This window comes from Mesorhizobium sp. M0601 (assembly GCF_040320845.1).
Lineage (GTDB): Bacteria > Pseudomonadota > Alphaproteobacteria > Rhizobiales > Rhizobiaceae > Mesorhizobium.
On sequence record NZ_JAMYQK010000005.1, the window covers coordinates 31,305 to 50,660 of the forward strand.

General features: G+C 63.2%; 22 protein-coding genes. 11 read left to right on the forward strand and 11 right to left on the reverse strand.

From position 1 onward, the window contains the following. Positions 1-50 precede the first annotated feature (50 nt). Positions 51-941 (reverse strand): LysR family transcriptional regulator, encoded by an 891-nt coding sequence (locus tag NKI41_RS07230; RefSeq protein ID WP_352682200.1) that lies wholly within the window; start codon positions 939-941, stop codon positions 51-53. Between the two features lie 105 nt (positions 942-1,046). Here NKI41_RS07230 and NKI41_RS07235 point away from each other — a divergent pair, with 105 nt between their 5' ends. Beyond that, positions 1,047-2,042, forward strand: a complete 996-nt coding sequence (locus tag NKI41_RS07235; protein ID WP_352682202.1) for an aldo/keto reductase — start codon at positions 1,047-1,049, stop codon at positions 2,040-2,042. Between the two features lie 270 nt (positions 2,043-2,312). On the opposite strand, the gene NKI41_RS07240 is transcribed toward NKI41_RS07235, so the two are convergent. From NKI41_RS07240 to infC, 7 genes are all read right to left on the reverse strand, one after another. Beyond that, a complete protein-coding gene (locus NKI41_RS07240) occupies positions 2,313-2,915 on the reverse strand; it encodes a nucleotidyltransferase family protein (protein ID WP_352682204.1) in 603 nt (200 codons plus the stop codon). Positions 2,916-2,954: 39 nt separating this feature from the next. Next, on the reverse strand, positions 2,955-5,363 hold the full coding sequence (pheT, locus tag NKI41_RS07245) for a phenylalanine--tRNA ligase subunit beta (RefSeq protein ID WP_352682206.1): 2,409 nt from the start codon (positions 5,361-5,363) through the stop codon (positions 2,955-2,957). A 106-nt stretch (positions 5,364-5,469) separates the two neighbouring features. Further along, positions 5,470-6,555: a phenylalanine--tRNA ligase subunit alpha gene (pheS, locus tag NKI41_RS07250; protein ID WP_352682208.1), complete on the reverse strand. Its 1,086-nt coding sequence runs from the start codon at positions 6,553-6,555 to the stop codon at positions 5,470-5,472. Positions 6,556-6,651: 96 nt separating this feature from the next. Beyond that, a complete protein-coding gene (gene rplT, locus NKI41_RS07255) occupies positions 6,652-7,053 on the reverse strand; it encodes a 50S ribosomal protein L20 (protein ID WP_006201247.1) in 402 nt (133 codons plus the stop codon). Positions 7,054-7,088: 35 nt separating this feature from the next. Further along, complete coding sequence (gene rpmI, locus NKI41_RS07260) at positions 7,089-7,292, reverse strand: 50S ribosomal protein L35 (protein WP_006201248.1); 204 nt, start codon at positions 7,290-7,292, stop codon at positions 7,089-7,091. A gap of 179 nt (positions 7,293-7,471) precedes the next feature. Then, positions 7,472-8,113: a methyltransferase family protein gene (locus NKI41_RS07265; RefSeq protein WP_352682209.1), complete on the reverse strand. Its 642-nt coding sequence runs from the start codon at positions 8,111-8,113 to the stop codon at positions 7,472-7,474. Positions 8,114-8,312: 199 nt separating this feature from the next. Continuing rightward, positions 8,313-8,849, reverse strand: a complete 537-nt coding sequence (gene infC, locus NKI41_RS07270) for a translation initiation factor IF-3 (RefSeq protein ID WP_023677573.1) — start codon at positions 8,847-8,849, stop codon at positions 8,313-8,315. A 215-nt stretch (positions 8,850-9,064) separates the two neighbouring features. On the opposite strand from infC, the gene NKI41_RS07275 reads away from it, so the two are divergent. From NKI41_RS07275 to NKI41_RS07290, 4 genes are all read left to right on the forward strand, one after another. Beyond that, the gene (locus NKI41_RS07275; RefSeq protein WP_352682211.1) at positions 9,065-9,832 is read left to right on the forward strand and encodes an alpha/beta hydrolase; all 768 of its coding nucleotides are present in this window, start codon (positions 9,065-9,067) and stop codon (positions 9,830-9,832) included. Between the two features lie 4 nt (positions 9,833-9,836). Continuing rightward, entirely contained in the window at positions 9,837-10,979 is a 1,143-nt protein-coding gene (locus NKI41_RS07280) for a benzoate/H(+) symporter BenE family transporter (protein WP_352682213.1), read from the forward strand. Positions 10,980-11,095: 116 nt separating this feature from the next. Continuing rightward, on the forward strand, positions 11,096-11,584 hold the full coding sequence (locus NKI41_RS07285; RefSeq protein WP_352682215.1) for a DUF2852 domain-containing protein: 489 nt from the start codon (positions 11,096-11,098) through the stop codon (positions 11,582-11,584). 97 nt (positions 11,585-11,681) lie between these two features. Next, positions 11,682-12,440 (forward strand): M48 family metallopeptidase, encoded by a 759-nt coding sequence (locus NKI41_RS07290; RefSeq protein WP_352451640.1) that lies wholly within the window; start codon positions 11,682-11,684, stop codon positions 12,438-12,440. Between the two features lie 73 nt (positions 12,441-12,513). Here the strand turns inward: NKI41_RS07290 and NKI41_RS07295 are convergent, their stop codons facing one another. After that, positions 12,514-12,732 carry a hypothetical protein gene (locus NKI41_RS07295; RefSeq protein WP_254815955.1) on the reverse strand — a complete coding sequence of 73 codons (219 nt, stop codon included), beginning with the start codon at positions 12,730-12,732 and terminating at the stop codon, positions 12,514-12,516. A 162-nt stretch (positions 12,733-12,894) separates the two neighbouring features. On the opposite strand from NKI41_RS07295, the gene NKI41_RS07300 reads away from it, so the two are divergent. From NKI41_RS07300 to NKI41_RS07325, 6 genes are all read left to right on the forward strand, one after another. Continuing rightward, entirely contained in the window at positions 12,895-13,554 is a 660-nt protein-coding gene (locus tag NKI41_RS07300; RefSeq protein ID WP_352616834.1) for a phosphoribosylanthranilate isomerase, read from the forward strand. Between the two features lie 33 nt (positions 13,555-13,587). Further along, entirely contained in the window at positions 13,588-14,838 is a 1,251-nt protein-coding gene (gene trpB, locus NKI41_RS07305; RefSeq protein WP_352505958.1) for a tryptophan synthase subunit beta, read from the forward strand. A gap of 2 nt (positions 14,839-14,840) precedes the next feature. Beyond that, a complete protein-coding gene (gene trpA / locus NKI41_RS07310) occupies positions 14,841-15,680 on the forward strand; it encodes a tryptophan synthase subunit alpha (RefSeq protein ID WP_023677563.1) in 840 nt (279 codons plus the stop codon). 95 nt (positions 15,681-15,775) lie between these two features. After that, on the forward strand, positions 15,776-16,702 hold the full coding sequence (gene accD / locus NKI41_RS07315) for an acetyl-CoA carboxylase, carboxyltransferase subunit beta (RefSeq protein ID WP_352682217.1): 927 nt from the start codon (positions 15,776-15,778) through the stop codon (positions 16,700-16,702). Positions 16,703-16,757: 55 nt separating this feature from the next. Beyond that, positions 16,758-18,083: a bifunctional folylpolyglutamate synthase/dihydrofolate synthase gene (locus tag NKI41_RS07320; RefSeq protein WP_352682219.1), complete on the forward strand. Its 1,326-nt coding sequence runs from the start codon at positions 16,758-16,760 to the stop codon at positions 18,081-18,083. 61 nt (positions 18,084-18,144) lie between these two features. Beyond that, the gene (locus NKI41_RS07325; protein WP_352454801.1) at positions 18,145-18,564 is read left to right on the forward strand and encodes a VOC family protein; all 420 of its coding nucleotides are present in this window, start codon (positions 18,145-18,147) and stop codon (positions 18,562-18,564) included. A gap of 47 nt (positions 18,565-18,611) precedes the next feature. On the opposite strand, the gene NKI41_RS07330 is transcribed toward NKI41_RS07325, so the two are convergent. Beyond that, on the reverse strand, positions 18,612-18,893 hold the full coding sequence (locus NKI41_RS07330; protein WP_023718287.1) for a cupin domain-containing protein: 282 nt from the start codon (positions 18,891-18,893) through the stop codon (positions 18,612-18,614). A gap of 128 nt (positions 18,894-19,021) precedes the next feature. Continuing rightward, positions 19,022-19,345 (reverse strand): thioredoxin, encoded by a 324-nt coding sequence (trxA, locus tag NKI41_RS07335; protein WP_023677558.1) that lies wholly within the window; start codon positions 19,343-19,345, stop codon positions 19,022-19,024. Between the last annotated feature and the right edge of the window lie 11 nt (positions 19,346-19,356).

The window sequence follows — 19,356 nt, forward strand, 5'->3', positions numbered from 1 at the left end:
CGAATGCCAGGTCGACTTTCTTCCAGCTCTCCCTTGTGGGGAGGGTTGGCTTATTCGCCGACCTTGAAAAAATCGACAAAGGCCCTGAGCGCCGGCCGCATCTGGCGGCGGCTGGGGTAATAGACGAAGAAACCATCGAAGCGCGGGCACCAGTCCTCCAGCACGCGAACGAGCTTGCCGGCGGCGAGCGGGTCGCGGACATAGTCCTCGAACACGAAGGCGAGCCCGGCGCCGTCGACCGCGGCATTGGCAATCAGATGGTCCTCGTCGAGGATCAGCGGCCCTTCCACCGGGATTTCGATCTCCTCGCCGTTTTTCTCGAATTCCCAGCGATAGATGATGCCGCTGGAGAAGCGGAAGCGGATGCAGCGGTGAGCGGCGAGATCGCGCGGATGCTGCGGCTTGGACCTGGTCTCGAAGTAGGATGGCGTGCCGACCACCGCGCCGCGAAGGTCTGGTCCGATGCGCACTGCGATCATGTCGCGCTGCAGGCTCTCGCCCAGCCGCACACCGGCATCGAAGCCGCCCTCGACCACGTCGGTGAAGCGGTCCTCGATGACGATCTCCAGCACGATGTGGGGATAGGCAGCAGCAAAGGCGCCGAGCCTTGGCGTCAGCGCCAGGTGGGCGGCGGTGCGCGGCACGGTCAGCCTGAGATTGCCCGCCGGCCGGTGGCGCGCCTCGATCGCCGATTCCAGCGCCAGGTCGATTTCCGACAGCGCCGGCCTGAGGCGCTCAAGCAGTTGCGCGCCCTCCTCGGTCGGAGCAACGCTGCGCGTGCTGCGTGCCAGAAGGCGCACGCCGAGGCGCGCTTCGAGGCTGGACACCGCGTGGCTGACCGCCGACGGCGCGATTGCCAGTTCCTTGGCGGCGCCGCGAAAACTGCCGCATTGGGCGACCATTGCCAGTACCGCGAGCTGTGAAAGATGGGTTCGCTTCATTGATCTATTTCTTGGAACAGCCCGTGCAATTGAGAGCCGATTATCGAACTCGGCGCAAGACGCTATCTCTGCGGCATCACAACCATCACAACAAGGAGACACGTGATGCAAACCCGCAAGCTTGGCAATGAACTCGACGTCTACCCGGTCGGCCTCGGCTGCATGGGGATGAGCTTTGCCTATGGTGGCCAGCCGGAGGCGGAGGCGATTGCCACGCTGCGCCATGCCGTCGAGATCGGGGTCAATTTCTTCGACACGGCCGAGGTCTATGGCCCTTTCGAGAACGAGACCCTGGTCGGCAAGGCGCTGAAGCCGGTGCGTGACAAGGTGACGATCGCAACCAAATTCGGCTTCAAAATCCTCGAAGAAGGCAGCGGCATGGAGCGCATGGCCGGTGTCGATAGCCGCCCGGAGCATGTCAAGGCGGTGGCCGAAGCGTCATTGAAGCGGTTGGATACGGAGGTGATCGATCTCTATTACCAGCACCGCGTCGACCCCAACGTGCCGATCGAGGATACGGTCGGCGCCATGGCCGAGCTGGTGCGCGAGGGCAAGGTGCGGGCGCTCGGCCTGTCGGAGGCGAGTGCGGCGACCATTCGTCGGGCGCATGCCGTGCACCCGATCGCCGCCGTGCAGAGCGAGTATTCACTGTGGAGCCGCGATCCGGAGGAGGAGGTGTTTGCTGTCTGCCGTGAGCTCGGCATCGGCTTTGTCCCCTATAGCCCGCTCGGCCGCGGCCTGCTCACCGGCACGATCGCCAAGCCCGATGTTCTCGGCGCCGACGACTGGCGCCGTGGGTTGCCGCGCTTCCAGGCCGACGCCATGGCGGCCAATGCGGCGGTCGTCGCCGTGCTGGAAAAGATGGCCGCCGGGAAGGGCGTGACGCCGGCGCAGCTGGCGCTCGCCTGGGTGCTGCATCAGGGCGACTTCATTGTGCCGATCCCTGGTGCCCGCAAGATACGACATCTCGAACAGAATACGGCGGCAGCCAATATCGTGCTGAGCCAGGCCGAGGTGGCATCCATCGGCGACGCCCTGTCGCCGGAAAAGGTGGTCGGCAAGCGCTATACCGAGGAGCTGCTGGCGCTGGTTAACGGGTGAACGGCAATCGACGGCGTAATCGAAACGGGGCGTTTGGGCACCCCTTTTTGACTAATACGGTGCGATGCAAAGCGTTGTGAGACCTCGGCGCGAGGCACCCCCCTCTGTCCTGCCGGACATCTCCCTCTCAAGGGGGGAGATTGGCAGTTCCCGCGCCCTGCCCGCCCTTCCGGCGCCGGTGATTGGCGAAAGCCGAGGCGACATCCGATCTCCCCCCTTGAGGGGGAGATGCCCGGCAGGGCAGAGGGGGGTGCCTCGCGCCGACATTTCCTACCAAGGCATGACACTGATCTCCGGCCAGTTCTCCCTGGCACGCGCGCCCTTCATCTCGTGCGTCTGCCGATTATCCAGTGCACGGTTCGGGGTAACGCGAAACGAGAAGATGTCGTCGAGCCCGAACGGCGCCACGAGCGCGAGTTGCCCATCGGTGTCGAATCTAACGCCGACCGCATGGGTTTTCGAAGCGAAATAGGACAGCGCCTCGGCGGACGACGACAGTCTGGGATAGGAACCGCCAAAGCGCGCCTCAAACCACAGATGCACCCGTGCCTGATTGCGAACCTCGACCGGCAGCTTCAGCCCTTCGAAATGCCTCGCCGCACGGCGGATGACCGTGTCCTCGGCTTCATAGGACAGATCGCTCTCATCGAAATAAAACAGGTCGACATCCCGGATGCCGTACCCCGATGGCTTTCCGGTCAGATGATTCCAGACGCTGTTGTAAAGCGCGCCGGACACGACCAGCCAGTCCGGCAGGCCTAGCACCCGTACCCGCGACAGCGTCTCGGCAATCAGCGGATCGGCCGAGACGATATCGAGAAAGACTGCACGCTGTTTCTCGAAGGGCAGCCCGCAATAGCGCAAATGGTCCATCGCCCTTTGGACGGCGATTCGCCAGGCGCTCGCAACCCCTCAGCCGCGCAGCACGCCGCCGGTCTGCTTGCCGACATTATCGACGATGCGCTTGGCCAGCGCCTCGAAATCCTCGTCGGTCAACGTCTTTTCGACCGGCTGGATCGACACTTCGATGGCGATCGATTTCTTCGCCGCGCCGAGCGCTGCACCCTCGAAAACATCGAACACCGAGACGCCGGAAATCAGCTTTCGATCGGCGGCAAGGGCGGCGCGAACGAGTGTGCCGGCTTCGACCGCCTTGTCGACGACGAAGGCGAAATCGCGCTTGACCGCCTGGAAGGCGGACAGATCAAGCCTCGGCTTTGTTCGCGTCGGCTTGGCCTTCGGCTCGGGCACGGTATCGATGAACACTTCGAAGCCGCAAAGCGGGCCGGAGACGTCAAGCCCCTCCAGCGTCTTCGGGTGGAACTCGCCAAACGTGCCAAGGATTACCTTCGGCCCAAGCTTGATCGTGCCGGAGCGGCCGGGATGATACCAGGCCGGGCCGCCGGCCTCGATCTGCAGCCGCTCGACCGGCGCGCCGCAGGCTTCGAGTGCTGCGATCGCATCGGCCTTGGCATCGAAGACGCCGACGGCGCCGGCATTGCCCGCCCAATGGCGGCCGGAGCCCTCGAGCCTGGCGGTGCCGCGCCGCACGCCGGCGGCAACGCGCCGCTGCTGGTCGGCGCCGGCGCCCTCGTAAGTGCCCGACACTTCGAACAGCGCGACATCGCCGATGCCCCTGTCGGCATTGCGCTGTGCTGCCGCGATCAGCCCCGGCAGCAGCGACGGCCGCATGTCCGACATATCGGCGGCGATCGGGTTGGCAAGCTTCAGCGCCTGCTGGCCGCCACCGAACAATTCGGCGTGTTTTGCCGGAATGAACGACCAGGTGACGGCCTCCATCATGCCGCGCACGGCAAGTGCCCGCTTGGCGGCGCGGGTGCGGATCTGCAGCACAGTCAGGATCCTGGCGTTGACCGCATCGTGCGAACCGAGCGGCTGCGGCGCGATGTTGTCGACGCCGTGGATGCGCATGACCTCCTCGACCAGGTCGGCCTTGCCGTCGACATCCGGCCGCCAGGACGGGACCGCCACATTGACGACATCGCCCGTGCCCTCCGGCCTGAAGCCGAGGCAGGCAAGAATGTCGAGGCTTGTCGAGCGCGGCACTTCGATGCCGGTCAGCCGCTTCACTTCGGACAATGGGAACGAGACGATCTTCGGCTGATGGCCGGCATAGCCGACGACTTCGGTTTGCGCCGGCGTACCGCCGCAGAAATCGAGCACCAGCTTCGTCGCCAGCTCCACACCGGGAATCATCATTTCCGGGTCGACGCCACGCTCGAAGCGGTAGCGTGCGTCGGTGATGATGCCGAGCGTGCGGCCGGTGCGGGCGGTGGTGATCGGGTCCCAAAGCGCCGACTCGATCAGCACGTCGGTGGTGTTCTCGTCGCAGCCGGAATGCTCGCCGCCCATGATGCCGGCAATCGATTCGATGCCGTCCTGGTCGGCGATGACGCACATCTCCGGCGTCAGCGTGTATTCGCGGCCGTCGAGCGCCAGCACCTTTTCGCCATCACGCGCCCGGCGCACGGCGAGATTGCCGGTGACCTTCGCAGCGTCGAAGACATGCAGCGGCCGACCGCGGTCGAAGGTGACGTAGTTGGTGATATCGACGAGCGCGCTGATCGGCCTCAAGCCGATGGCGAGAAGCCTTTGCTGCAGCCATTTCGGCGACGGTCCGTTCTTGACGCCGCGCACCAGGCGCAGCGCAAAGCCGGGACAGAGCTCCGGCGCTTCGATCGTCACCTTGACCGGCGTCTCGCCCTTGCCGGGGATCGGCTCTATCGGCGCGCTCTTCAGCGTGCCGAGCCCGCTCGCCGCCAGATCGCGGGCGATGCCATGGACACTGGTCGCATCCGGCCGGTTCGGCGTCAGATTGATCTCGATCAGCGGGTCGTCGAGATGGGCATAGGCGGCGAAGCTGGTACCGACCGGCGCATCGGCCGGAAGGTCGATGATGCCGTCATGCTCCTCGGACAATTCGAGCTCGCGCTCGGAGCACATCATGCCGTGGCTTTCAACGCCGCGGATCTTGCCGACGGTCAGCGTCACGTCGATGCCGGGAATATAGGTGCCCGGTGCTGCAAAGGCGCCGACCAGGCCCGCGCGGGCGTTCGGCGCTCCACACACGACCTGCACCGGCGGCTTGCCGTCGCCTGTGTCGACGGTCAGCACGCGAAGCCGGTCGGCGTCGGGATGCTGGACCGCCGTCAGCACCTTGGCGATGACGAAGGGAGCCAGGCTCGCCCGGTCGTCGACATGCTCGACCTCGAGGCCGATCGAGGTGAGACGCTCGACGATTTCCGCCAGCGAGGCGTCTGTCTCGAGATGATCCTTGAGCCAGGAGAGGGTGAGTTTCATGACTGTGTTCCGTCTGGTCTGGGCATGTTGCACTTGAAGCTATGCGCCCGCGCGTCGGACATGTGCAGGAAGGCGAGCTGTCTGCGGATTTGCTGCGGCCCGGTCGTCACGCGCTCAAGCCCCCGAACAGCGTCGGCATGTCAAGCGGCCTAAAACCGTAATGCGACAGCCAGCGCACATCGGCGTCGAAGAAGGCGCGCAGATCCGGCATGCCGTATTTCAGCATGGCGATACGGTCGATGCCCATGCCCCAGGCGAAGCCCTGGTATTCGTCGGGATCGAGCCCGCCGTAACGGAGCACATTGGGGTGGACCATGCCGCAGCCGAGAATCTCCATCCAGTCGGAGCCTTCGCCGAAGCGCACCTCGCCGGGCCGCGAACGGTCGCACTGGATGTCGACCTCGAGGCTGGGCTCGGTAAACGGGAAGAAAGACGGCCGGAAGCGCATCTTGACGCTCGGCACCTCGAAGAAGGCTTTGCAGAACTCCTCCAGCACCCATTTCATGTTGGCGACGTTGGCCGATTTGTCGATCACCAGCCCCTCGACCTGATGGAACATCGGCGAGTGGGTGGCATCGGAATCCTGCCGGTAGGTCTTGCCGGGGATGACGATGCGGATCGGCGGGTTCTGCATCTCCATGGTGCGGATCTGCACCGGCGAGGTGTGGGTGCGCAAAAGCTTGCGCTCGCCCTGCTCGTCCGGCTGAAAGAAGAACGTGTCGTGCATCTCGCGCGCCGGGTGGCCTTCCGGGAAGTTCAGCGAGGTGAAATTGTAATAGTCGGTCTCGATGTCGGGACCTTCGGCGATGGCAAAGCCGAGATCGCCGAAAATCGCTGCGATCTCGTCGATAACCTGGCTGATCGGATGGATGCGGCCGCGCTCGGCCGGCGATTGCCTGACCGGCAAGCTGACGTCGACCTTCTCTGCGGCAAGCCGTGCTGTGATCGCCACATCTTTCAGCTCGGCGCGGCGCGCCGAAAGTGCCTCGGTGACGCGGTTCTTGAGGCCGTTGATTGCCGGGCCTTTGACCTGTCGCTCCTCGGCGCTCATCGAGCCGAGTGTCTTCAGCATCTCGGAAACCGAGCCCTTCTTGCCAAGGGCAGAGACACGCACCGCCTCGATCGCCTGCTCGTCGGCGGCCGAGGCGATCTCGGCCATCAGGGAATTTTCGAGAGTTTCCATGTCACTCATGTTCCAGATCCGATTGGAAGCAAAGAAAAACCCGCGCCAGCCCTGCCAGCGCGGGTTTCCCAAATCAAGTGTCGAATAGCTTGGGAAGCGCTGGTCTTAAGCGACAGCGCTTTCAAAAGCATTCGGCGTGGTATTCTTCAGGTATTCGAGCGCGACCTTGGCCTTGGCCACGAGTGCGGCGAAGGCCTGCGGCTCGTGGATGGCCATGTCCGACAGGATCTTGCGATCGATCTCGATCCCGGCCTTGTTGAGACCGTCGATGAAACGGCCATAGGTCAGACCATGCTCATGCGTCGCCGCATTGATGCGCTGGATCCACAGCGCGCGGAACGAGCGCTTGCGGTTCTTGCGGTCGCGATAGGCGTACTGCAGCGACTTTTCCACCGCCTGCTTGGCGATGCGGATGGTGTTCTTGCGACGGCCGTAAAAACCCTTGGCGGCTTTCAGGACCTTCTTGTGCTTGGCGTGCGAGGTGACGCCTCTCTTTACGCGTGCCATGTCATGATCTCCTTAACGCTGTCCAGACCGAATGCTCAGAGGCCGTTCGGCAGAAAATTCTTGATGACCTTCTTGCCATCCGGTTCAGCCAGAACCATCGTGCCGCGGGCATTTCGAATGAACTTGTTGGAACGCTTGATCATGCCGTGACGCTTGCCGGCCGCAGCCGACAGAACTTTACCCGTACCTGTGATCTTGAACCGCTTCTTGGCGGCCGATTTGGTCTTCATCTTGGGCATTTTGCTACTCCGTTTATATGCGCACCAATGCGCTTTTTGTTCGCTTCAGGCCGACCAAAGCCTGAAAAGCAAATGAAACCGCCACGGCATGCCCTGCCGGGCGGTTTTTTGGGAACGGCGGTCCTATACGTCAAAGCGGGCTGGCGCGCAACACCCCGTGCCGAGCAACACTGTAGTGCTCAGGGGAAACGGAACAGCACCGGCAATATGCCCGACTGCTGGGCGCCGTCGATCAGTTCGAAAGCCGGCAAGGCAACGAGGAACACCAGCCCGTCCAGCAGCGTGGTTCGCAGCAGGCGCGGCTTGAAGCTGCCGGTGTCGCCTTCCTGATACAGCGACAGTTTCGGGAAGAAGCGCGGCACTTTCAACAGGTAGGCCTGGTATGGCGCGCCAAGAACCTGCCTGAGGAATTTCTCCTCGCGCAGGATAACGATGTAAAATGCACCCGCGCAGAGCGCTCCAAAGCCGATCGTGGCGGTGATGGAGCCGATCTGTGCGCCGACACCGGCGGCAGCTAAAGTAGAGAAGACATAGAGCGGGTTGCGAGTGATCGAATAGGGTCCGCCGGTCACCACTTCGGAGGATTTGCGTCCACCAATATAGAGCGTCGACCACAAGCGTCCGACGATGCCGAGAAAGATCAGCACGACGCCGACCATTTCGATCGTTTCATGCACAGGCGTATCGGGCGGAAAAACCGACTGCCCGAACAAAAGCATCGCGAAAAGGACGACGACGACGACGGCAAGCACCATCCTGCGCGTGTGCTGGTAGCTGCCCAGCCCATATTTGGCTTCCGAATGCTTGACGTCATTGACCATGTCGGGAATCCGATCGTCGAGGGAACCAGAGCGTCTTTGCTCTCGCCGGCGATCGCAGCGTCTGGCCAAGAACAGGCGCCCCGCCGATCGCCGGGACGCCTTGCAATATGATTCAGGCGGATTTAATGCACGTCGCCCAAAAGTGCGCTGCGGTTTTGCGACAACGACATGCACAAACAGAACTAAAGCGCAACGCGCTTTAGCGGGGCGCCAGCACCATCATCATCTGGCGGCCTTCGAGCTTCGGTTCGGCTTCGACCTTGGCGATGGGCGCCACTTCCTCGCGAACCTTGTTCAGAAGCTGCATGCCGAGTTCCATATGCGCCATCTCGCGACCGCGGAAGCGCAATGTCAGCTTGACCTTGTCGCCTTCCTCGAAAAAGCGCCGGACGGCCTTCATCTTGGTCTCGTAGTCGTGGCTGTCGATGTTCGGGCGCATCTTGATCTCCTTGATCTCGATGACCTTCTGGTTCTTGCGCGCCTCGGCCGCCTTCTTCTGGTTGGCGTATTTCAGCTTGCCGAGATCGAGGATCTTTACGACGGGCGGCACTGCATTGGGCGATATCTCGACCAGATCGAGCCCAGCCTCTTCGGCGAGCAGCAATGCGTCGTTGATGGAGACATCGCCGCGGTTCTGGCCTTCGGCGTCGATTAGCTGGACCCGGGGAACCCGGATGTCACGGTTGGAGCGCGGGCCTTCCTTGGTGGGCGCCGCTGCTTTGAAAGGTCTGCGAATGGTCGTGGTCTCCTTGAGCCGTTTCGTTAAGGGGTTCTTCAGTTCAGAATTGCGAACGCGCAATGTGGTGAGCGCGCGGTCGGAGTCAATAGCACAGCATTCTCAGGAAATCACCTGCTCGATGGAATGCTCCTCTGCACCAAGCGAAGAAAGTGGCGGAGCACTTTTCGTTGAATGCCTTGCTGTGCCAAAAGACCGGCGTGAGGGAATACACCATGAGCACCACCCCGATCTTTCTGGACGTCGACGGGACGAGCATCGCCGTCAGGCATGCTGCAGGTGCCGAGCCCGGCATCGTCTGGCTTGGCGGCTACAAATCCGACATGCTGGGCACCAAGGCCGAAACCTTGTCGGAATGGACGCGCAAAGAAGGCCGCGCTTTCCTGCGCCACGATTATTCCGGCCACGGCGAATCGGGCGGCGCCTTTGCCGACGGCACCATCTCGAAATGGCTGGGCGAGAGCCTGGCGGTTTTCCGCCGCTTCACCCAGGGCAGGCAAATCCTGGTCGGCTCGTCGATGGGCGCGTGGATCGCGCTGCGCATGGTGCAGGAATTGCGCAAGGCGGGCGAGAACAGCGTCGCCGGCCTTGTGCTGCTGGCCCCGGCGCCCGATTTCACATTCGAACTGGTGGAGCCGGTGCTGACCGGGGCGCAGAAGCGCAACCTCAGGAAAAAGGGCTTTTTCGAGGAGCCGTCGGACTATTCAGCCGAACCGTACATCTACACGCGCGCACTGATCGAGGACGGCCGCAACAACCGGGTGATGACCGGGCCGATCGACACGCACTGTCCGGTCCACATCCTGCAAGGCCTTGCCGATCCCGACGTGCCGTCGAGCCATGCGTTGAAGCTGGTCAGCCTGCTGCCCGCCGACGACGTCACGCTGTCGCTCATTCCCGACGGCGACCACCGCCTGTCGCGGCCGCAGGATCTCGACATGCTGGTGCGGGCGGTGGACGCGATGGTGCGGCAGGCGGGATAGAGACATGCGCATTTCCATTCCGGTGTCCGCCTTCGTGGCGGCGATCGTCGGCTTCGGCGGTACGCTGGCCATCGTCATTGCCGCCGCCAAGGCGGTCGGCGCAACGCAGGTCGAGACCGCAAGCTGGGTGACGGCGCTTTGCCTGGCGATGGCGATCGAGAGCCTGTGGCTGTCCTGGCGTACGAAAATGCCGGTCATCACCGCCTGGTCGACGCCAGGCTTGGCGCTGATCGCCGCGTCGACCGGCTTTTCGATGGGTGAGGCGGTTGGTGCCTTCGTCGTCACCGCGGTCCTGCTGATCACCACCGGCCTGTTCGGGCCCTTGACCAAGCTGATCGCCAGAATACCGGCGTCCGTCGCGTCCGGAATGCTGGCCGGCATCCTCGTCACCTTCGCCATCAATGCGGTGAAAACCGTTCCCGTCGACCCCTGGCTGATCCTGCCGCTGGTTGCGGCGTTCTTCGTCATCCGCCTGTTCAACCCGGCCCTGTCGGTGCTGCTGGTGCTGATCGGCGGCGGTCTCGCCGCCTTCCTCATCGGCCGGGTCGGCGGTCTGCCGGCACCGGAACTCTCGAGCTTGACGCTGGTGATGCCGCAGTTCACCGCCACTGCGATCATCGGCCTCGCCTTGCCGCTCTACCTCGTCACCATGGCCTCGCAGAACCTGTCCGGCCTCGCCGTGCTGAGGGCAGCCGGCTATCATCCCGAACCCGGGCCGCTGATCGGCGTCACCGGCCTGTTTTCGCTGCTGACGGCGCCGTTCGGCGCTTCGACCACCAATCTGGCGGCAATCTCGGCGGCGATCTGCACCGGGCCCGACGTGCATCCCGATCCGGCCGAGCGCTGGAAGACCGGGCCGTTCTATGCGTTGGCCTATCTCGTCTTTGCCCTGTTCGGCGCCTCGCTGGTGGCGATCTTCGCCGTATTGCCGCAGAGCCTGATCGCGCTGGTCGCCGGCCTGGCGCTGATGGCGCCGCTCGCCAATGCACTGTCGATCGCCTTGAAAGACGAGGACGAGCGGATGGCCGCCACCGTCACCTTCGCCGTCACCGCATCGGGGCTGACGCTGTTCGGCGTCGGTGCGGCGTTCTGGGGCCTGATCGCCGGATTGGTCGTGCTTTTTCTTGAAATGCTCAAAAAGCGATAATCATTTCAGCCGCTTGTCCGGTTTTGGCGGTTGCTGTCTTGAATCGCCGTTTTCTTCATCCCATTTCGATTCCACGCAGCCGGATTTGGCTGTCTCCAACTGAAGGATTGGAAGAAATGAACACATCTGCATTGATCCGTCCGGCCTGGACGCCGGCGACCATCGCGTTGATGGTGATCGGGTTCATGGTGTTCTGGCCGCTCGGCTTCGCCATGCTCGCCTACATCATCTGGGGCGATCGGCTCGAGGGCTTCAAGCGCGACGTCAACCGCGCCACCGACGGCATCTTCGCCGGCTGCCGCCGCGGCTCCGACAGGGCCGCGCGCTGGGGCCTTGGCTCCGCACGCACCGGCAACGTCGCTTTCGACGACTGGCGCGAAAAGGAACTCGAGCGGCTTGCCGAGGAACGCCGCAAGCTCGACGAGATGCTGAGCGAGTTCGATGAATATGCCCGCGAATTGCGCCGCGCCAAGGACCAGGAAGAGTTCGATCGCTTCATGGCCAACCGCAACAAGTCGACGTCGCCCACGACAGGTGGGTCAACTGGCTCGACGACGAATAACAAACGCGGCGGCAACTCCACGCCAGGCCTGCTCGACGAGTAAGGTCCCGTGCCCAGATAGATAATCCAACGGCGTCGCGTCAGCGGCGCCGTTTCTTTTTTGTTCTAGTCGTTTCCCTCGAATCACGTATCGTCCCGGAATGTCCTTCGGCTTCTTCCGCACCCCGACGAAACCCAAGCCCACGCCCGTCGTGGAGCGCGAGCATTGCGTTGCCGGCCGCACGCTGCCGCTCAAGATCGTCGAGAACGACCGGGCGCGGCGCCTGACGCTGCGCATCGATTCCGGCGGCCGTGGTCTGCGCATCACCGTGCCGCCGGGGCTGCGCCGCGGCGAGGTGGAAAAATTTCTCGACCGCCATCAGGACTGGCTGGAGCAAAGGCTGGCCAAAGTGCCCAACCGGCCGCAGGTGCGTCCCGGCATCAAGGTGCCGGTGCGCGGCGTGCCGCATCGCATCGTCCATGAACCGTCGAAACGCGGCACCGTCACGCTGTCGCGCGACGAGCGCGGGCCGCTGATGATCGTGCATGGCGAACGCGTGCATCTGCCGCGCCGCATCGCCGATTTCCTGAAGCGCGAAGCCAAGCGCGAGATCGAAGCGCTGGTGACCAAGCACAGTGCTGCGGTCGGCAAGCGCGCCAAGGCGATCCGCTTCAAGGATACGTCGAGCCGCTGGGGATCGTGCACGTCGGACGGCAATCTGTCGTTTTCCTGGCGCATCATGATGGCGCCGCGGCCGGTGATAAACTACCTCGTCGCGCATGAGGTGGCGCATCTCAAGGAGATGAACCACGGCCCGAAATTCTGGAAACTATGCGAGCAGCTTTGCCCGGATACCGAGCGCTGCAAGGACTGGCTCAAGCGCAATGGCGGCGCGCTGCAGGCGATCGCGTTCGAGTAGGATGCTTGTAGGGGAACGAAATGGAAACTGTAGCGATCCTTCGCGCCGGCCTCAATAGATTCTGCACTGCCGATCAATCGTCATTGGCCGCGTTCAACTCCTCCGGCCGCAACCCCTCATCGACATGGCGCGGCCAGGGCAGGAAATCCTTCTCGAAGGTCTCGTTGCTGAAATAAGCCAGCGCCCGGTGCGCCTCGGCGCCGTTGAAGGCTGCCTTGTCCATCAAATGAGCGATGACCTCATGGGCCTGCGCCAGCTTTTGCCTGAGTTCCGCGACGGTCTTTTCCGGCATGATCTTTGTTCTCCCGCCTCTGTGCCTGAGCAAGTAGCGTTGCGCTTATATTAGCAAGGTAGCGCGTTCCGCTCTTACATTAGCAAGGTAGCGCGTTCCGCGCTGGCGGCAAACAGGATGCTTTTTCTCGACTCTTTGGCCGTTTCATGCCAATCCCGCGCCATGGCGCTGGACATCAAGATATGCGGGTTGAAGACCGACAAGGCACTGGCTGCGGCATTGGCCGGCGGCGCCAGCCATGTCGGCTTCATTTTCTTTGCCAAAAGCCCGCGCTATGTCGAGCCGGCGGAAGCCGGCCGCCTGCGCGAAGCGGCGCGCGGCAAGGCCAAGGCGGTTGCCGTGACGGTCGACGCCAGCGATGCGTTCCTGGATGACATCGTCGAAAAGATGCAGCCCGATATGCTGCAGCTTCACGGCGCCGAGCCTCCCGAGCGGGTGGCCGAGGTGAAGGCCCGCTACGGCTTGCCGGTGATGAAGGCGCTGCCGGTCAGCGAGGCCGCCGATCTCGGGCGAGTCAAGCCCTTCATCGGCATTGCCGACCGCTTCCTGTTCGATGCCAAGCCGCCTAAGGGTTCGGAATTGCCGGGCGGCAACGGTCTTGCCTTCGACTGGCGCATTCTGGCTGGCCTTGACGCCGGCGTCGATTACATGCTTTCCGGAGGGCTCAATGCCGGCAATATCGGCGACGCCTTTCGGCTGGCGAACCCGCCCGGAATAGATGTTTCCTCGGGCGTGGAGAGCGCGCCGGGCGTCAAGGAACCGGCGCTGATCGAACAATTTTTCCGCGCCGTCGGGGCAGCACGCGACAACCGCGCCGCCTGACCACGCTTCAAACCACAGACCAGGAGATCGGCGATGGACAAGCCGGCGATACCGAATTCCTTCCGCACCGGCCCCGACGAGCAGGGCATGTTCGGCATTTTTGGCGGTCGTTTCGTTGCCGAAACGCTGATGCCGCTGATCCTTGAGCTGGAGCGGCACTGGAACGAGGTCAAGAACGACCCGGATTTCAAGGCCGAACTGACCGATCTCTCGACGCATTACGCCGGGCGGCCGTCGAAGCTCTATTTCGCCGAAGGCCTGACCAGGCATCTTCGTGAGGTGTCCTCGGCGAAGGGCCTAGGCGGCGGCGCAAAGGTCTATTTCAAGCGCGAGGACCTGAACCACACCGGCTCGCACAAGATCAACAACTGCCTCGGCCAGATCCTGCTCGCCAAGCGCATGGGCAAGACGAGGATCATCGCAGAGACCGGTGCCGGCCAGCATGGCGTCGCTTCCGCTACGGTCGCGGCGCGCTTCGGGCTTCCTTGTATCGTCTATATGGGCGCGACCGATGTCGCCCGGCAAAGCCCCAACGTATTTCGCATGAAGCTTCTGGGCGCCGAGGTGCGGCCGGTGACGGCCGGCCACGGGACGCTGAAGGACGCCATGAACGAGGCCCTGCGCGACTGGGTGACCAATGTCGAGGATACCTATTATCTGATCGGCACCGCCGCCGGCCCGCACCCCTATCCGGAGCTGGTGCGCGACTTCCAGTCGGTGATCGGCACCGAGGCGCGCGCCCAGATCCTCGAGCAGGAAGGCCGGCTGCCGGACACCATCATCGCTTGTGTCGGCGGCGGTTCCAACGCTATCGGCCTGTTCCATCCCTTCCTCGACGACAGTGAGGTGCGCATCATCGGCGTCGAAGCCGGCGGCCGCGGGCTCGACGGCATCGAGCATTGCGCCTCGATGAGTGCCGGCGCGCCCGGCGTGCTGCATGGCAACCGTACCTACCTTCTGCAGAACGCCGACGGCCAGATCATGGACGGTCACTCGATCTCGGCGGGCCTCGACTATCCGGGCGTCGGTCCCGAGCACTCATGGCTGCGCGATTCCGGCCGCGTCGACTATGTGCCGATCCTCGACAGCGAGGCGCTGGAGGCGTTCCAGTTGACGACACGCGTCGAGGGCATCATTCCGGCGCTTGAATCGGCCCATGCCATCGCACAGGCGGTGAAGATCGTGCCTGACATGGACAAGGACCAGATCGTCATCGTCAACCTGTCCGGCCGCGGCGACAAGGACGTGCATACGGTGGCCAATATGCTGGGCATGGAGATCTGATCATGGCCACCCGTATCGACCGCCGCATGGCAAAGCTGAAGGCCGAGGGGCGACCGGCACTCGTCACCTATTTCATGGGCGGCGATCCGGACTACGACACGTCCCTGTCGATCATGAAGGCGCTGCCCGGCGCCGGCAGCGACATCATCGAGTTAGGCATGCCGTTTTCCGATCCAATGGCCGACGGCCCGGCGATCCAGGCGGCCGGCCTGCGGGCGCTGAAGGGCGGCCAGACTTTGGTCAAGACGCTGAAGATGGCCTCGGAATTCCGCGCCGGCGACAGTGAAACGCCGATCGTCTTGATGGGCTATTACAATCCGATCTACATCTACGGCGTCGAGCGCTTCCTGAGCGACGCGCTGGCCAGCGGCATCGACGGGCTGATCGTCGTCGACCTGCCGCCTGAGATGGACGAGGAGCTTTGCATCCCGGCACTCAAGGCCGGCATCAATTTCATCCGGCTGGCGACGCCGACCACCGACGACAAGCGCCTGCCCAAGGTGCTGCAGAACACGTCGGGTTTCGTCTACTACGTCTCGATGACCGGCATCACCGGTTCGGCGCTGGCCGACACCGGCAAGGTGGCGGCAGCGGTCAAGCGCATCAAGAGCCATACCGACCTGCCGGTCTGTGTCGGCTTCGGCGTCAAGACCGCAGAGCAGGCGCGCACCATCGGCGCGTCGGCCGACGGCGTCGTTGTCGGCACCGCGATTGTCAATGCAGTCGCCAACGTGCTGGGGCCGAAGGGCGAAAAGACCGCCGATCCGGCCGAGGCCGTCGCCACGCTGGTCAGCGGGCTTTCGCAAGGGGTTCGCGCGGCTCGCCTTGCTGCCGCCGAATAATCTTGATCTTCTGGTTGGCCATGATCTCCAGCGAAAACCGGTTTCCACTTTTCGGGATCATGGTCTAACTCTTCGTAAGGACAGGAGCCGAAGCGATGAACTGGATCACCAATTACGTCCGCCCGAAGATCAATTCGATGCTCGGCCGCCGCACCGACATGCCGGAAAACCTGTGGATCAAGGATCCCGAGACCGGCGAAATGGTGTTCCATAAGGATCTGGAGCAGAACCAGTTCGTCATCCCGTCCTCCGGCCACCATATGAAGATATCAGCCAAGGAACGGCTGAAATTCTTCCTCGACGACGGCAAATACGAGACGCTGGAAAACCCCAAGGTCGTTCAGGATCCGCTCAAGTTCCGCGACGAGAAGCGCTACGTAGACCGGCTTAGGGATGCCAAGGCCAAGACCGGCATGGAAGACGCCATCATCAATGCGCTGGGCACGGTCGAGGGCGTGCCGGTGGTGGTGACGGTGCAGGATTTTGCCTTCATGGGCGGCTCGCTCGGCATGGCGGCAGGTGACGCCATCGTGCATGGTTTCGAGGTCGCCTTGCAGCGCAAGCGGCCGCTGATCCTGTTTGCGGCCTCCGGCGGCGCCCGTATGCAGGAAGGCATCCTGTCGCTGATGCAGTTGCCACGGACCACGGTCGGCGTCGACAGGCTGAAGGAGGCCGGCCTGCCCTACATCGTCGTCCTGACCAACCCGACGACCGGCGGCGTCACCGCCTCCTATGCCATGCTGGGCGACGTGCATATTGCCGAGCCCGGCGCCCTGATCGGCTTTGCCGGCCCGCGCGTCATCGAGCAGACCATCCGCGAAAAGCTGCCTGACGGCTTCCAGCGCGCCGAATATCTGATGGAACACGGCATGGTCGACATGGTGGTGTCACGGCTGGAGATGCGCCAGACCATTGCGCGGCTGCTGAGAATGCTGCTCAAGCTGCCGGAGGAGCAAAAATCTCAGGAACCGGAAATCTTGCCGCCGTCGGTGATTCCGGCCGAAGCCCGGCCGCACGCCTGACGCATTCGCCACGAACTGCGATTGCGCGCCGTCCGTGGCGCGCCTAGGATTCGCCATGACCACGCTTGCCGCCGACCGCGAAATCGAAAGCCTGATGGCGCTTCATCCGAAGGGCTTCGACCTTTCGCTCGACCGCATTTCGCGGCTGCTCGAGCGGCTCGGCAATCCGCAGGACCAGCTGCCGCCGGTCATCCACATCGCCGGCACCAACGGCAAGGGCTCCTGTGCTGCTTTTTCACGGGCGCTGCTCGAAGCCGCCGGCTACCGCGTCCACGTCCACACCTCGCCACATCTGGTGAACTGGCACGAGCGCTACCGGCTGGCCGCAGATGGCGGCGGCAGGCTGGTGGACGACAAGGTCTTCGCCGAAGCCATCGCCTGCGTCGCCAAAGCCAATCAAGGCCAGAAGATCACCGTCTTCGAAATCCTCACCGCCGTCACCTTCCTGCTGTTTTCCGAACATCCGGCCGATGCCGTCATCCTCGAGGTTGGCCTTGGCGGCCGCTTCGACGCCACCAATGTCATCGCCGAGCCGGCCGTGTCGGTGATCATGCCGGTGTCGCTCGACCACGAAGCCTATCTCGGCGACCGCGTCGAGCTGGTCGCCGCCGAAAAGGCCGGCATCATCAAGCGCGGATGCCCGGTCGTCATCGGCGCGCAGGAAAGTGAGACGGCCCAGCAGGTGCTCATCGAAACCGCCGAGCGGCTCGACTGCCCCGCCTTCGTCTATGGCCAGGATTTCCTTGCCTATGAGGAAAACGGGCGCATGGTCTATCAGGACGAAGACGGATTGATGGACCTGCCGCCGCCGCGCCTGCCGGGGCGCCATCAATTCGCCAATGCGGCGGCGGCGATCGCGGCGGTCAAGGCGGCGGGCTTCGAGATCAGCCACCGCGCTGCCGAGAAGGCGATGGCGAATGTTGCCTGGCCGGGCCGCATGCAAAAGCTGCCGCAAGGACGGCTGAGCGAACTGGCGCCGAAGGGCGCCGACATATGGCTCGACGGCGGCCACAATCCCGGCGCCGGCGTGGTCGTCGCCGAGGCGCTGGCCGAGCAGGAGGAAAAGAACCCGCGTCCGCTGTTCCTGATCTCGGGTATGATCAACACCAAGGACCAGAGCGGCTATTTCCGCGCCTTCAAAGGACTGGTCCGGCATGTCTACACCGTGCCGGTGAGCCTGAGCGACGCGGGCGTGCCGAACGACGAGCTGGCGACCCGCGCCATCGAGGCCGGCCTGTCGGCCGAACCGGTCAGTTCCGTCGCCAATGCGCTGATGCTGCTGCGCGACACGTGGGACGGACCGCCGCCGCGCATCCTGATCGGCGGGTCACTTTACCTGGCCGGCGCGGTGTTGGCCGAAAACGGCACGCCGCCGGTTTGAGGCGTGCTTCAGCCGGGCCACGGTGACGCCAAACTTGTCATACCACCGCGAGGAGCCAATCATGATCAAGGTAAAGCAGCTCGCACACGTTTGCATTTTCGCGAATGACCTGGAGATGACGCGAAGCTTCTATCGGGACGTCCTCGGCATGGACACCCAGTTCAATTTCCTGCGCGACGGGAAGATTTTCGGCTTCTACCTCAATTGCGGCAGCCGTAGCCATGTCGAGGTGTTCCAGAAAGACGGCGCCAGCTATGGCGACTTGAACCAGATCAACCACTTCTGCCTCGAAGTGGAAAACATCGACGCCGCGATCGCCCATCTGAGGTCAAAGGGGGTTGATGTCACTTCCAAGAAACGCGCGTGCGATGACACCTACCAGGCTTGGATCCGCGACCCCAACGGCGTGAAGATAGAACTGTTCGAATATACTGAGAAAAGCGCACAATTCGTCGGCGGCGATCGTATCGCGGATTGGTGATCGCGCCTCGCCGGACAATTGTAGCGGCGCAGCCGATGGTTGGTGGACTACTTCAGCTCGACCTCGATGAAGGCGAATTCGCCATCGTTTGCGCTGATGACGTCATGTTCGACGCCCTCATTGCGGAAATACGGCGCGCCCTTCTTCATCTCGGCAAAGGATTCGCCATCCTTGGTCAGGAGCTTCACCTTGCCGTCGGTCAACGGCACGATCACATAGTCGTGGCCATGGCGATGCCAGCCGGTGTTGTCTCCCGGGGCGAAGCGGTATTCGGTGACGATGACGCGCTCATTGTCGATGAAGACGGTGGCCTTGGCGGATCCGGTCATATCGCTTCTCCTGCTTTAAGCCAGACAAGAGCATGAGACTGCAAGTGGCGAGTGCCAGATCTGCGGATCGGTGACGCCACAAGAAAGCCCGGCGCGAGGCCGGGCTTTTCTGCAAAATTTTGATCGGATCAGGCGAGACTGCCGTTGATCCAGTGCGACAATGCCGTTTTCGGCGCAGCACCGACCTTCATGTCGGCGACTTCGCCGCCCTTGAAGATCATCAGCGTCGGGATCGAGCGCACGCCGAACTGCGCGGCCAGCTCAGGATTCTCGTCTATGTTGAGCTTGGCGATCTTTATCTTGCTGCCGAGTTCGATGGCGATGTCCTCGAGCGCCGGGGCGATCATCTTGCACGGGCCGCACCATTCCGCCCAGAAATCGACCACGACTGGCTCCTTGGCGTTGAGCACGTCGGCCTGGAAATTGCTCTTGTCGACCTTGACGGTGGCCATGCTGAGATCCT